Origin of the sequence: Nostoc paludosum FACHB-159 (assembly GCF_014698835.1) — a bacterium.
Classification (GTDB): Bacteria; Cyanobacteriota; Cyanobacteriia; order Cyanobacteriales; family Nostocaceae; genus Nostoc; species Nostoc paludosum.
In genome coordinates, this window is sequence record NZ_JACJTU010000028.1 from 50795 (window position 1) to 63324 (window position 12530).

General features: G+C 44.0%; 12 protein-coding genes. 9 read left to right on the plus strand and 3 right to left on the minus strand.

The features are described from left to right. Positions 1–96: 96 nt before the first annotated feature. Complete coding sequence (tig, locus tag H6H03_RS25205; RefSeq protein ID WP_190957795.1) at positions 97–1536, plus strand: trigger factor; 1440 nt, start codon at positions 97–99, stop codon at positions 1534–1536. A 96-nt stretch (positions 1537–1632) separates the two neighbouring features. Here the strand turns inward: tig and H6H03_RS25210 are convergent, their stop codons facing one another. Then, positions 1633–1830 (minus strand): hypothetical protein, encoded by a 198-nt coding sequence (locus tag H6H03_RS25210; protein ID WP_190957796.1) that lies wholly within the window; start codon positions 1828–1830, stop codon positions 1633–1635. A 93-nt stretch (positions 1831–1923) separates the two neighbouring features. On the opposite strand from H6H03_RS25210, the gene clpP reads away from it, so the two are divergent. The 3 genes from clpP to H6H03_RS25225 all read left to right on the plus strand — a co-directional run bounded on the left by clpP (position 1924) and on the right by H6H03_RS25225 (position 5082). After that, a complete protein-coding gene (gene clpP / locus H6H03_RS25215; RefSeq protein WP_190957797.1) occupies positions 1924–2622 on the plus strand; it encodes an ATP-dependent Clp endopeptidase proteolytic subunit ClpP in 699 nt (232 codons plus the stop codon). A gap of 9 nt (positions 2623–2631) precedes the next feature. Then, complete coding sequence (gene clpX, locus H6H03_RS25220) at positions 2632–3972, plus strand: ATP-dependent protease ATP-binding subunit ClpX (protein WP_190957798.1); 1341 nt, start codon at positions 2632–2634, stop codon at positions 3970–3972. Between the two features lie 189 nt (positions 3973–4161). Then, positions 4162–5082 (plus strand): alpha/beta fold hydrolase, encoded by a 921-nt coding sequence (locus tag H6H03_RS25225; protein WP_190957799.1) that lies wholly within the window; start codon positions 4162–4164, stop codon positions 5080–5082. Between the two features lie 77 nt (positions 5083–5159). Here H6H03_RS25225 and H6H03_RS25230 read toward each other — a convergent pair whose 3' ends face one another. Continuing rightward, the gene (locus H6H03_RS25230; protein WP_190957800.1) at positions 5160–6359 is read right to left on the minus strand and encodes an FAD-dependent oxidoreductase; all 1200 of its coding nucleotides are present in this window, start codon (positions 6357–6359) and stop codon (positions 5160–5162) included. A gap of 42 nt (positions 6360–6401) precedes the next feature. Further along, on the minus strand, positions 6402–7385 hold the full coding sequence (locus H6H03_RS25235; protein WP_190957831.1) for a GntR family transcriptional regulator: 984 nt from the start codon (positions 7383–7385) through the stop codon (positions 6402–6404). A 242-nt stretch (positions 7386–7627) separates the two neighbouring features. On the opposite strand from H6H03_RS25235, the gene H6H03_RS25240 reads away from it, so the two are divergent. From H6H03_RS25240 to H6H03_RS25260, 5 genes are all read left to right on the plus strand, one after another. Next, entirely contained in the window at positions 7628–8380 is a 753-nt protein-coding gene (locus H6H03_RS25240) for a dienelactone hydrolase family protein (protein ID WP_190957801.1), read from the plus strand. Positions 8381–8527: 147 nt separating this feature from the next. Then, a complete protein-coding gene (locus H6H03_RS25245; protein ID WP_190957802.1) occupies positions 8528–9430 on the plus strand; it encodes a S1 RNA-binding domain-containing protein in 903 nt (300 codons plus the stop codon). A gap of 377 nt (positions 9431–9807) precedes the next feature. Continuing rightward, positions 9808–10683: an SDR family oxidoreductase gene (locus H6H03_RS25250; RefSeq protein ID WP_190957803.1), complete on the plus strand. Its 876-nt coding sequence runs from the start codon at positions 9808–9810 to the stop codon at positions 10681–10683. Positions 10684–10698: 15 nt separating this feature from the next. Then, complete coding sequence (locus tag H6H03_RS25255; protein WP_190957804.1) at positions 10699–10917, plus strand: hypothetical protein; 219 nt, start codon at positions 10699–10701, stop codon at positions 10915–10917. 27 nt (positions 10918–10944) lie between these two features. Continuing rightward, positions 10945–12441 carry an HlyD family efflux transporter periplasmic adaptor subunit gene (locus H6H03_RS25260; RefSeq protein WP_190957805.1) on the plus strand — a complete coding sequence of 499 codons (1497 nt, stop codon included), beginning with the start codon at positions 10945–10947 and terminating at the stop codon, positions 12439–12441. Positions 12442–12530 lie beyond the last annotated feature (89 nt).

Sequence of the window (12530 nt, forward strand, 5' to 3'; positions counted from 1 at the left end):
CTCCCATTGCCCCTAAGAGACATCAAGCCATAAACGCGATTAGTTGCGTCTTGTGTGTACTCGGAGTTTAAAATACCAGAAAACTAGAGACGAAGCATGAAAGTCACCCAGGAAAAACTTCCCGCCAGCCAAATTGGCTTGGAAATAGAAATTACGCCGGAAATTACCAAGCAAACTTACGAACAAGTCATTAAAAACTTAGCGAGTACTGCCAATATTCCTGGGTTTCGTAAAGGCAAGGTGCCTCGGCCAATATTGCTACAACGGCTGGGTACGACTCGAATAAAGGCAGCAGCCCTAGAAGAACTAATTCAAGATGGTATTGAGCAAGCAGTTAAACAAGAATCCATCCAGGCAATCGGTCAGCCGCAATTACGGTCCTCGTTTGAGGATTTGATTAATAATTATGAACCTGGAAAGCCCCTAACGATTTCGGCAGCTGTTGATGTCGAACCAGAAGTAAATTTAGTGCAGTACACTGATTTGCGTTCCCAAGCAGAGGAAATCAAGTACGATCCAGAACAAGTAGAGAACACTTTAAACAAGCAACGTGAAGAATTGGCAACATTGATTCCTGTAGAAGGACGTGCAGCCCAAATCGGTGATGTTGCTGTAGTTGATTTTAAAGGTGTGTTCTCAAAAGCCGAGGGTGAAGAGGAAACAGGCGAACCAGAGGCGATTCCCGGAGCCGAAGCGACTGATTTTCAACTGGAGTTGTATGAAGATAAATTTATTCCAGGTTTTGTCTCTGGTATTGTGGGCATGAATCCTGGTGAAACCAAGGAAATTGCCGCGCAGTTTCCAGACCCATATGCTAATGAAGATTTAGCAGGAAAAGCAGCAACCTTCACAGTGACGGTTAAAGAACTCAAGGAAAAAGAGTTACCAGAATTAAATGACGACTTTGCCCAAGAAGTCAGTGATTTTGAAACTTTGGAGGAGCTACGAGCATCTCTGGTAGAGCGATATCAAAAAGAGGCTGACGAAAAAACCAAAAGCAATAAGCAAGAAGCCTTATTAACGGAACTGCTCAAGCACGTAGAAATTGACTTGCCAGCAACGTTAATTGAGAAAGAAGTGGATGCAATGCTGACTCAAACAGCAATTCGCTTGTCTCAGCAAGGACTAGATGTGAGAAAGTTGTTTACCCAAGATATTATTCCTCAATTGCGGGAGCGATCGCGCCCTGAAGCAATTGAGCGCCTCAAACGCTCTTTATCCTTACGAGAAGTTGGGAAACGCGAGTCTATCGAGGTCACACCAGACGAAATCGCAGCCAGAGTCACAGAACTTTTACAACAGTATCCAGATGAGCAAGACATTGACGAAGAAAGATTGCGCTCAATGGTGGAAAATGAACTTTTAACCGAGAAAATCGTTGACTGGCTCTTAGAACACTCCTCAGTTGAACTTGTACCCGAAGGCTCTTTGGCTCCAGCAGAGGAAACTGAAGCAACACAATCAGATACAGACACCAACGCACCTGAGACAGAACAAAGCGGCGAACCTTCGACAGAAGCCACAGCAGAGTCGTGAAAACCCCACAGCCATCATTCACCAGTCTTGAGTTAAAGTACTTGTGAAATGGGTAAGCTAAAGGAGATGAGGGGTATGGGCCAAACAAGGCATTGCTCATTGGGCATTGAAATGTGTGGGAGGATAGGGGAGAAATCTTTTTGCCCTCTCTTCCCACACTCCCCACACTCCTCCATCTACCAATTCTTCAGTGCCCACAATAAAAAGAAAAATTAAAGGATTTTCAGGAAATAGTGACACCGTTTGCCTCTGGGCTTGATACTGTGTTACACGAGAGGAATTTATATGAGGCATAATGGTTAACACGTAGCTTAAATAAAAATCTCACTCGTCAACAACGCAGCCTCAGCTGCCCAGAGCTCTGTCCCAACTATCGTTAAATCTTCTATGCTTGTATCGCAGTCGGGAAATTATCCCATCAGCAACTTAAGTAAAATAAACATTAACTCCCAGATGAGTAGCCCTAACAACATCGTGCCGATGGTGGTAGAACAATCTGGTATTGGAGAAAGGGCTTTCGACATCTACTCCCGCCTGCTGCGAGAGCGGATTATCTTTTTGGGGACGCCAATAGACGACGCCGTTGCCAACTCAATTGTCGCTCAGCTGTTATTTTTGGACGCTGAAGACTCAGAAAAAGATATCCAACTGTACATTAATTCTCCCGGCGGCTCCGTCTACGCAGGGATGGCAATCTATGATACAATTCAGCAAATACGCCCCGATGTTGTTACCATCTGTTTTGGATTAGCCGCGAGCATGGGAGCGTTTTTGTTAACAGCCGGGACTGCGGGTAAGCGAATGTCTCTTCCCGACTCCCGAATCATGATTCACCAACCACTTGGTGGCGCTCAAGGGCAAGCTATTGACATTGAAATTCAAGCCAGAGAAATTCTTTACGTTAAGGCGAAGCTAAATCAGTTACTATCTCACCATACTGGTCAACCTTTAGAAAGAATCGAAGCAGACACTGAGCGCGACTTTTTCATGTCGGCAGAAGAGGCCAAAAACTACGGTTTGATCGATCAGGTCATTTCCAGGCAAAATCTTCCCACAGCAGGGGAAAACGTCACCATTCTGAAATAAGAGGCTGGTATGTCTAAGTACGACTCCCATTTAAAATGTTCATTTTGCGGCAAGTCTCAAGAGCAGGTGCGTAAATTAATCGCGGGGCCGGGAGTCTACATCTGCGATGAATGCGTTGACTTGTGTAATGAAATACTAGACGAGGAGTTACTCGATACAAATGGTGCAGCAGCCCAACCTGCACCAAGGGCGGAACCACCCCAAAAACGTCGTACCCGCTCTTCGAGTATTTCCTTTAATCAAATACCCAAGCCAAGAGAGATTAAAAAGTATCTAGACGAACACGTTATTGGTCAAGACGAAGCTAAGAAAGTATTATCTGTCGCCGTTTACAATCACTACAAGCGGCTGGCGATCGTTCAGTCTAAAGCCAATGGCAAAGCTGGCGCTGATGATGCGGTAGAGTTGCAAAAGTCTAATATTTTACTAATCGGGCCTACTGGTTGCGGTAAAACTCTCTTAGCCCAAACCCTAGCGAAAATCCTTGATGTGCCCTTTGCCGTAGCTGATGCCACGACGCTCACGGAAGCAGGCTATGTGGGAGAAGATGTAGAAAATATCTTGTTGCGACTGTTGCAGGTGGCAGATTTGGATGTAGAGGAAGCTCAGCGGGGAATTATCTACATCGACGAAATTGACAAAATTGCCCGCAAGAGTGAGAATCCCTCGATTACTCGTGATGTTTCCGGCGAAGGTGTGCAACAAGCCTTGCTGAAAATGTTAGAGGGAACGATCGCCAACGTACCACCCCAAGGAGGACGCAAGCACCCGTACCAAGACTGCATTCAAATTGATACCAGTAACATCTTATTTGTCTGTGGTGGGGCTTTCGTCGGCTTAGAAAAGGTTGTAGATCAGAGAGTTGGCAAAAAAGCAATCGGTTTTGTGCAGCCGGGAGAAGGGCAGTCAAAGGAAAAACGAGCAGCAGACACTCTCCGCCATCTAGAACCAGATGATTTAGTGAAATTTGGCATGATTCCAGAATTTATCGGGCGCGTGCCAATGGTAGCAGTAGTAGATCCCCTAGATGAAGAAGCGCTGATGGCGATTCTTACCCAACCTCGTAGCGCCCTAGTGAAGCAGTACCAAAAACTGCTGAAGATGGATAATGTCCAGTTAGACTTTAAAGCAGATGCTCTAAAAGCGATCGCTCAAGAAGCCTACCGTCGGAAAACTGGTGCTAGAGCTTTGCGGGGCATTGTGGAAGAATTGATGCTGGATGTCATGTATGAGTTACCATCTCGTAAAGATGTGACGCGCTGTACAGTAACACGCGAGATGGTCGAGAAGCGATCGACTGCCGAGCTAATCGTACATCCATCTTCACTACCGAAGCCAGAATCGGCTTAAGAGTCATTAGTCATTGGTCATTAGTCATTAGTCATTAGTCGTTGGTCATTGGTCATTAGTCAAAAACTAAGGAGTAATAATAATGCACCCAGACGAGTGACTAATAACAAACCGCAAATTCCCATCGCCAAGGACGATGGGAATTTGTAAGAGAGGACGAATGACATAAAGACGGAGGACAAAGCACAAATGCCTTACATTAATGTTCGTGGCGTTGAGCACTACTACGAATGGATGAAAAAACCATCTGGTTCTTTGGCAAAACCAGTGATGGTTTTCATCCACGGTTGGGCTGGTTCAGCTAGATATTGGCGAAGTACTGCTAATGCTTTATCCGAGCAATTTGATTGTTTACTCTACGATTTGCGCGGATTTGGGCGTTCTCGTGGTAAGCCAACCATAGTCCAAGCAAGTGAATCTGTTGCTGAGTCTGAGTCACTTCAGGAACAATCAGAGGCAATAAAAGACTTAACGTATGAATTAGAAGAATACGCTGATGATTTGGCAGCTTTGTTAGATGGGTTGCATATTCAGCGTGCCTATATTAATGCCCATTCAATGGGTGCTTCTGTTGCTACTTTATTTTTTAACCGCTACCCTCAACGAGTGGAACGAGGAATTTTAACTTGTAGCGGTGTTTTTGAGTACGACGAAAAAGCATTTACAGCCTTTCATAAATTCGGCGATTATGTAGTTAAATTCCGCCCCAAATGGTTAAGTAAAATACCATTTGTTGACCGGATGTTTATGGCTAGATTTCTGCATAGTCCCATACCAAATTCTGAACGGCAGGCTTTTTTGCAAGATTTTCTGCAAGCAGATTATGATGCAGCATTAGGTACAATTTTTACTTCAGTATCTAAGGCACAATCTGAATTGATGCCGCAAGAGTTTGCGAAGCTGACAGTGCCAACTTTGCTGGTAGCGGGTGAGTATGACAAGATTATTCCAGCCCAAATGGGGCGTCAAGCAGCAGCATTGAGTGACAAAGTTGAATTTGTCATGATTCCTAATACAGCACATTTTCCGATGTTGGAAGATGCATCAACTTATTTGCGGCGAGTACAAGAGTTTTTGCAAATTAAGACACCAGAAGCACAAGTGGGATAACTAAAACGGTTTTTTATACCAATTCTCATTAAAGGAACCGCCAAGGACGCCAAAAGCGCCAAGCAAGAGAATTGGTATTAGACAGTTAAGCGTACTTGGATTATGCCTTGACGCATTTGATATTGGCGGTTTAACCAAGACTTTTGAATTATTTTACCGAGTAAGGGAGCAAGTTGAATCAAGAGCGATCGCAGCAGGGGATTTTTTCGCAGTAGTTCGCCTTGTTTAGCTTCCTTTAATTGGAGTTGCTGAGAGCGGATAATTTCTGGCTCGCGTTCGGCTTGAATTTGCCGCAATGCCATATCAATCTCTTCGTGCCGAGCTTTTTTATGGAACAGTGGTACAAGATGATTAGCGGCAACAATTACATCACGCAATGCTAGATTAATTCCTTGGGCACGCACGGGAGACATTGGATGTGCAGCGTCGCCCAAAAGCAGTACTCCTGGTGCGTACCATTGTGGACAATAACCAACCACAACAGAAAGCCGAATGGGGGATTCTATGCTATCTGCGCGATTGCGGAAATGTTCTGCTAGCCATGAGGGTGATAATGATGCAAAAATTTCTGCCCAGTTGGCTTGCTTGGTGTCAGTGTTTTCGTTCGCCGACATTACCCAAGCTAGATGCAGTTTTCCTGATTCTGCTCCATGAAAAATGCTAAATGCGCGATCGCTATTTAAAATAGTACGAAACACATTATCAGTGGCAAATTTTGGGCTGGCGGCAAGCTTAAACCAGAGAATGTCAACATTTTTGGGTTGGCGTACCAATTCCAATCCTATACGTTGTCGCACAAGAGAACTTCGACCATCTGCCCCAATTACTAAGTCAGCGGCAAATTCTCTGCCATCGCTAAGTACTACACCTGCAACGCGTTGGTTATTCCAGCGTAAATCTTTGACAGGAACCCCTTGGATAAATTCAAACCCATCATTGGTTTGAGCTTGTGAAATCAGTGCTTTGAGCAGGGGTGGTTGTGGAAGCAGCGTACAAGGCCGATCTGCCCCCATTGGTTCATCAACTCGAAAAAATTGCTTCTCTCCGAAAATAAATTCCCACGCGTCAAGTTGCCGATGGGGGATATCCTCTAATAATGCCGATAGACCCATTTGCTCTAATGCATCTAAGCCACTGGGCATTAATGCTTCGCCGCGAAATACGCGGTGAAAGTCTCTTGCTGCTTCAATTAATGTTACAGCAATACCACGTTTTGCCAGAAGCAAGGCGAGTGTTGCACCTGTTGGGCCTGCGCCCACAATCACAATCTGCGTCACTGCATTCCTCCTCTCAAAGATATTGGTCGAATTATCTTGAGATTAACTCAAACCCAGTTCTCGTTTTAGCAAGTTAATCGAGTTAGCGCCGATATAATTCTCAACTTTAATCAACTTTGGCGGGCGAATAATATCTTCGTCAGCTGCTTGCACTGCTGCTTGCACGGCGGGAAAACTGGCTAAATCGCTGATAATTACCTCAGCCCGCTTGACCATTGCTTGAAGCTTATAAGCATCTTTTGGTTGAGAAGTCATGATTAGTAGTTCATCTCCCCGCAAACCGTGGAGGATGACTTCGGCGGCGCGGGCAATTCCAGAACTGAGGCTGACTATGCCTACACAGTTTTCTTTTGGTAGAGTTTTCAAGAAGTTGAGTTCTTTGGTGTAGTCGTAGATATCCAGAGGAATTACTCGTACAGCTTTGGGAGCTGCGATCGCTTCCACATCATTGATAAAATAACGGCTTGTGACTACTGTTGCAGAAGTAGTTTTATCTAGCACGGCAGCTAACTCTTCCATTGCTACCAACTGTACTGGTATTTTCAGCGATCGCTCTAATTCATATACCATCAACTCCCCAGCACCCATATCATGAGATGGAACTGCAACTAATACCCGCGCACTACAACGCAAACGCCAGTCAATTTCTGCTAAAAATAACTCTCTAGCTTGACTGAGGGAACATCCTTGAGAGAGTAGTTCATCTAGTGCTTGCTGGACAATTTTATAAGCATCGGGATGTTGTTTGAGAATTGGTGATTGTAGCCTGCTACCGCCCTCATGACCTTGGGCACGCACATAAATTCCGGAACCAGCCAGACTTTCTACAAATCCGTCTTCTTCTAGTTGACGGTAAACTTTGCTGATGGTGTTACGGTGTAACCCAGTTTGCATTGCTAACGCCCGTGTACTTGGCAATTTGTAACCAGGTGGATATTGCCGGGAAGCGATGGCAAACCGGATTTGATTAAACAACTGCGTTGATGCGGGAATTTCGCTGTCTGGCTGAATGCGGAATTGAATCATCACCAAACCTCCTAAATACTGAGTGGTGAACATTGAGCGCTAGCACTTGCAAGTCAGCACTCCTTTGGCGATCGGCTGAGTTAAATATCAAATATTTGATTTACATAGGAAATTTTTCTAGTACAAATTTTGAATGCGCTCACTATGGTAATTGATAATTTAATTGGAAATAACCTAGACATACTGGGATAGTTATATCAAAGAAATACACCGCCGATCGCATAATACTGGTAAAAATTATTATGACAGAGCAAGTAATAAGTACCACAACGGTTAAACTTTTGCAAGATAATATTCAAGTGTCTGCTTATCTGGCACAACCAGAAGAATCTGGCTCTTATCCAGGAATCGTGGTGTTGCAGGAGATTTTCGGTGTCAACGTCCACATTCGGGAAGTTACAGAACGAATTGCCAAACTTGGGTATGTAGCGATCGCACCTGCTCTTTTTGAACGTATTGCCCCTGGCTTTGAAACTGGTTATACCTCAGAAGATATTCAAATTGGCAAAAAATATGCTTGGGAGCAGACTCAAGCATCAGAATTATTAAGCGATATTCAACTAGCAATTGATTACCTTAAAAGCCTCCCCAAGGTTAAAAAAGATGGCTTTGGCTGTATTGGTTTCTGCTTCGGCGGTCATGTTGCGTATCTGGCAGCTACCTTACCAGATATTAAAGCTACGGCTTCCTTTTACGGGGCTGGAATTACCACGCGCACGCCTGGAGGTGGCGCTCCTACACTCACGCGCACCAGAGAAATCGCAGGTACTATCTATGCCTTGTTTGGTAAGGAAGATGCTAGCATCCCAGCCGAACAAGTAGATGAAATTGAAGCAGAGTTAGAAAAATATAAAATTCCTCATCGTGTGTTCCGCTACGATGGAGCTGACCACGGATTTTTCTGTGACCATCGTGGCAGTTATAATCCTAAAGCTGCTGCCGATGCTTGGGAGGAGGTGCAAGAACTCTTTAGTCAACTAGTCATTAGTCGTTAATAGAGATGCGATTATACTCTTACGAGAAGCCGCTCTTCGAGCGTCTACGCGTCTGTACAATAGTCATTAGTAAAAGACAAATGACAACTGGCAAAAAGCATAAACTCCAGTGGCATCAGCTTACATAAAAATTAATCTTCAAAAGTCATGAATTCCGAATCGAAACTTTCTCAAACAGCCAATTCGTCGTTTACAATGGACGATTTTGCCAAAGCACTAGAAAAGCACGACTACCAGTTTCAAAAGGGACAGGTTGTACATGGCAAAGTGTTCCAATTTGACCATGATGGAGCTTATGTCGATATTGGTGGCAAATCGTCAGCTTTTCTGCCGCGCGATGAGGCTTCTTTGAGAGCAGTGACGGATTTATCGGAGGTGCTGCCATTGCAAGAGGAACTTGAATTTTTGATTATCCGAGATCAGGATGCAGAAGGTCAAGTTACTCTTTCTAGAAAGCAGTTGGAAATTCAGCACATCTGGGAACGATTGGCGCAAATGCAGGAAAATGCCCAGACAGTGCAAGTGAAGGTTATGGGTGTGAATAAAGGTGGTGTCACAGTCGAGGTTCTATCTTTGCGGGGATTTATTCCGCGATCGCACTTGGCTGAGCGCGATAATCTAGAATCACTCAAAGGTCAAACTTTGACTGTAGGCTTTTTAGAAATTAATAAAAATACCAATAAACTTATACTTTCCCAACGTTTAGCAACTCGTTCTAGCAACTTTAGTTTGTTAGAACTCGGTCAATTGGTGGAAGGCAAAGTTACTGGTATTAAACCTTTTGGTGTATTTGTTGATTTAGATGGAATGAGCGCTCTACTACATATCAAGCAGGTAAGCCAAAAATTCATTGAATCTTTAGAAAAGGTATTTCAAATTGGTCAATCAATTAAAGCTGTAATTATTGATTTGGATGAAGGTAAAGGGCGAGTTGCTATTTCTACTAGAGTTTTGGAAAATTTTCCTGGCGAAGTGCTAGAGAATTTCGATGAGGTGATGGCTTCAGCCGAGGCGCGTGCCAATAGAGCTAGCAACAAAGTATCGGAATAGTTTTAACATTTAATCACCGCCAAACGCAGTAACAGTCTGGCGGTGGGCTGCTTGCATAGAATATATAAATAGTGCGATCGCATAAATTAATGAGTAAATAAGACCAGAAATTCTGAAATTTCTGGCTGCCATGAAATTAAGAACTATATAAGATAAATAAAGTGTGACACCAATTTGAAAAAAGAATGCGACAGATACACATACTCAAATCCTTGTGATATCTAGCTTTCTTAATTTTGAATTTTGAATTGGTATCAGCTATTGGGTTAGTTGGCGTGAGGATATCTTAAGCATGGTTACAAAGTATAAAAATATGCAAATATTTCCTGTTTAAATATGAACTATAAACGCTGTAACTATTGAATTTAGGTATTTATATGTTTCTAGTAACTGGAGCAACCGGAGGAATTGGTCGCAGAGTTGTGCGGCTCCTACGTCAACGAGACCAGTCCGTGAGAGCATTTGCCCGTCTTACCTCGCGTTATAGCGAGTTAGAACATCGCGGTGCAGAAATCTTTATCGGTGATTTGCAGCAAGAAAAAGATATTCAAAAAGCTAGTCAAGGTGTGAAGTATATTATCAGTGCCCACGGTTCTGATAGCGATGCTTTATCCTTAGACTACCGTGCCAATATTGAATTGATTGACCAAGCAAAGGCTAATGGGGTGCAGCACTTTGTCTTTATTTCCGTATTAGGAGCCGATCGCGGTTATGAAGACGCTCCTGTTTTCAAAGCTAAACGAGCAGTAGAGCGATATTTAGAAGCTAGTGGCTTAAATTACACAATTTTACGCCCAGCTGGATTAGCATCTAACTTGCTACCACTAGTAGAACGATTCCGAGAAACAGGATTGTATTTGTTGATTGGCGATCGCAAAAATCGTACTTCAATTGTCAGTACTGATGATTTGGCAAGGATAGTAGTGGATTCTGTAGCAGTTGAAGGCGCTCGCAACCGGATTTTACCAGTGGGAGGGCCAGAGATTTTATTAAGAGAAGATATTCCCCGGATTTTTGGTCGGATCTTCGCCAAAGAACCAGTAATAATAAATTCACCGCTGTTTTTCATTGATGGTTTACAAGGTGCATTGGGCTTATTTAATCCCCAAACCCAAAAAGCTTTGGGAACCTTTCGCACATTGCTAGCAAATGAATTTTTCTGCACAAAAGATGAAATTGCCAATTTAGAAACGATTTTTAACTTCCAATTGGAAACATTAGAAAGTTTTTTGCGGCGCTATCTGGCAGTTTGAATTAGGGCATGGGGCATGGGGCATAGGGCATGGGGAGGTGTGGGAGGTGTGGGAGGTGTGGGAGGGGTGGGAGGAAAGGGAAGCATAAATTCTCTTTTTCCCCATCTCCCCACACTCCCCACACTCCCCACACTCCCCCATCTCCCCCATCTCCCCACACTCCCCACACTCCCCCATCTCCCCCATCTCCCCAATTCACCTTGTCCCCCCATCCTCTTCCAATGCCCAATCTAAAATCCAAAATCTAAAATCCAAAATTCTATGAGATCTCCCCTAACTGTAAATGCTGCTCAAGCACGTCAGACAAAAGAGCGATTCGCCCAGCCTGAGGAACAACTCACCTATGAATTAGGGAAAGCTGTACAGGAATTGCCACCTCTGTACACAAGATTATTAGCGGGAACAATTAGCGTTATAGTATTTGGGGCGATCGCCTGGGCGCACTTCTCCCAAATCGATGAAGTAGCAACAGCGCCAGGGGAATTAATTGCTTCTACACAGGTAAGACCGGTGACATCCTTGGGTGGAGGGTCAATTGTCGCCGTCAAAGTGCAAGAAGGCGATCGCGTGACTAAAGGTCAAGTTCTGGTTCAAAAAGATCCAGATTTGCAGAAAACTGATGTTTCCCGTTTAGCCAAATCTACGAGATTGATTCAGGACGATTTGCAACGTTTAGATGCAGAACGCACTGGAAGCAAAATTGCTGGTACGAAACTGCAAGATGAACTTTTAAGCTCCCGTCTGCAAGATTTCCAAGCACGTCAAGCCGGAGCCGAAGCCGAAGCAAATCGCCAACTAGCACTCATCGATCAAGCCAAAGTTCGTTTGACTCGGTTGCAAGACAACTTAGTGGCTGCTAAAACTAGCGTTATCAATGCTAAAACTAACGTTGCCAACGCCGAAAGCATCCGTACTAGAATTGAGGGTAATTTGGCGATCGCTCAAGAAAGAGAAAAAAGTTTACGCACCCTAATAACTCCCGGTGCTGTACCAAGAGTTGATTACCTAGAAGCCCAAGAAAGATTAACTCGTACAAAGACAGAAATCACTAGGGCACAAGATGAAGTAACCAACGCTCAGAATAGAATAATCGAGGCTGAAGATAAAGTTACATCATTAGAAAAAGATATTGCTGCTCAAGCCCAAGAAATTCGCCAAGCCGAAGAAGCTTATAAAGCTGCAAAAAATCAAGCCCAGCGCGTAGCATCAGAACGCCAAAGTGAGATTTTGACCCAGTTAAACAAACGTAAAGAAGAACTGACAACCGTTCAAGGTCAATTAGAGCAGGCGAGAAAGCAGCAAGCTTTGGAAACCATCGACGCTCCCGTTAGTGGTACGATTTACAGAGTCAAAGCCACCAAGGGACCAGTACAACCCGGTGAAGAATTGCTGTCAATCTTGCCGGAAGGGGAAGAAATGCTCCTAGAGGTGAAAATCCTCAACCGCGATATTGGGTTTGTTCGCCAAGGAATGAGAGCGAAAGTAAAAATGGCAACTTTCCCCTTCCAGGAATTTGGTACAGTGGATGGCGAAGTTATACAAGTTAGCCCCAATGCAATAGTTGATAAAGAATTGGGCTTAGTTTTTCCTACAAGAATTAAGTTAAGTAAACACTCAGTCAACGTCCGGGGTCAAGATGTGGAATTTACACCAGGGATGGCTGCTACAGGTGAAATTGTGACTCGGAAAAAGTCAGTTTTGACCTTTATTACTGAGCCTGTAACGCGACGATTCAGCGAGGCATTTTCAGTGAGGTAGTTTTTTCTATAGGAATCCGATTTGATTCCTGAATAACTCGTAAAGAGAGGGAACAGGAAGCAGGAAATGGGGAACAGGTAAAAAGGAAC

Excerpts from the sequence above, each read along its gene's own strand:
- tig (WP_190957795.1), top strand. The coding sequence starts at position 97 with ATGAAAGTCACCCAGGAAAAACTTCCCGCCAGCCAAATTGGCTTGGAA.
- H6H03_RS25210 (WP_190957796.1), bottom strand. The coding sequence starts at position 1,830 with ATGCCTCATATAAATTCCTCTCGTGTAACACAGTATCAAGCCCAGAGG.
- clpP (WP_190957797.1), top strand. The coding sequence starts at position 1,924 with ATGCTTGTATCGCAGTCGGGAAATTATCCCATCAGCAACTTAAGTAAA.
- clpX (WP_190957798.1), top strand. The coding sequence starts at position 2,632 with ATGTCTAAGTACGACTCCCATTTAAAATGTTCATTTTGCGGCAAGTCT.
- H6H03_RS25225 (WP_190957799.1), top strand. The coding sequence starts at position 4,162 with ATGCCTTACATTAATGTTCGTGGCGTTGAGCACTACTACGAATGGATG.
- H6H03_RS25235 (WP_190957831.1), bottom strand. The coding sequence starts at position 7,385 with ATGATTCAATTCCGCATTCAGCCAGACAGCGAAATTCCCGCATCAACG.
- H6H03_RS25240 (WP_190957801.1), top strand. The coding sequence starts at position 7,628 with ATGACAGAGCAAGTAATAAGTACCACAACGGTTAAACTTTTGCAAGAT.
- H6H03_RS25245 (WP_190957802.1), top strand. The coding sequence starts at position 8,528 with ATGAATTCCGAATCGAAACTTTCTCAAACAGCCAATTCGTCGTTTACA.
- H6H03_RS25250 (WP_190957803.1), top strand. The coding sequence starts at position 9,808 with ATGTTTCTAGTAACTGGAGCAACCGGAGGAATTGGTCGCAGAGTTGTG.
- H6H03_RS25255 (WP_190957804.1), top strand. The coding sequence starts at position 10,699 with ATGGGGCATAGGGCATGGGGAGGTGTGGGAGGTGTGGGAGGTGTGGGA.
- H6H03_RS25260 (WP_190957805.1), top strand. The coding sequence starts at position 10,945 with ATGAGATCTCCCCTAACTGTAAATGCTGCTCAAGCACGTCAGACAAAA.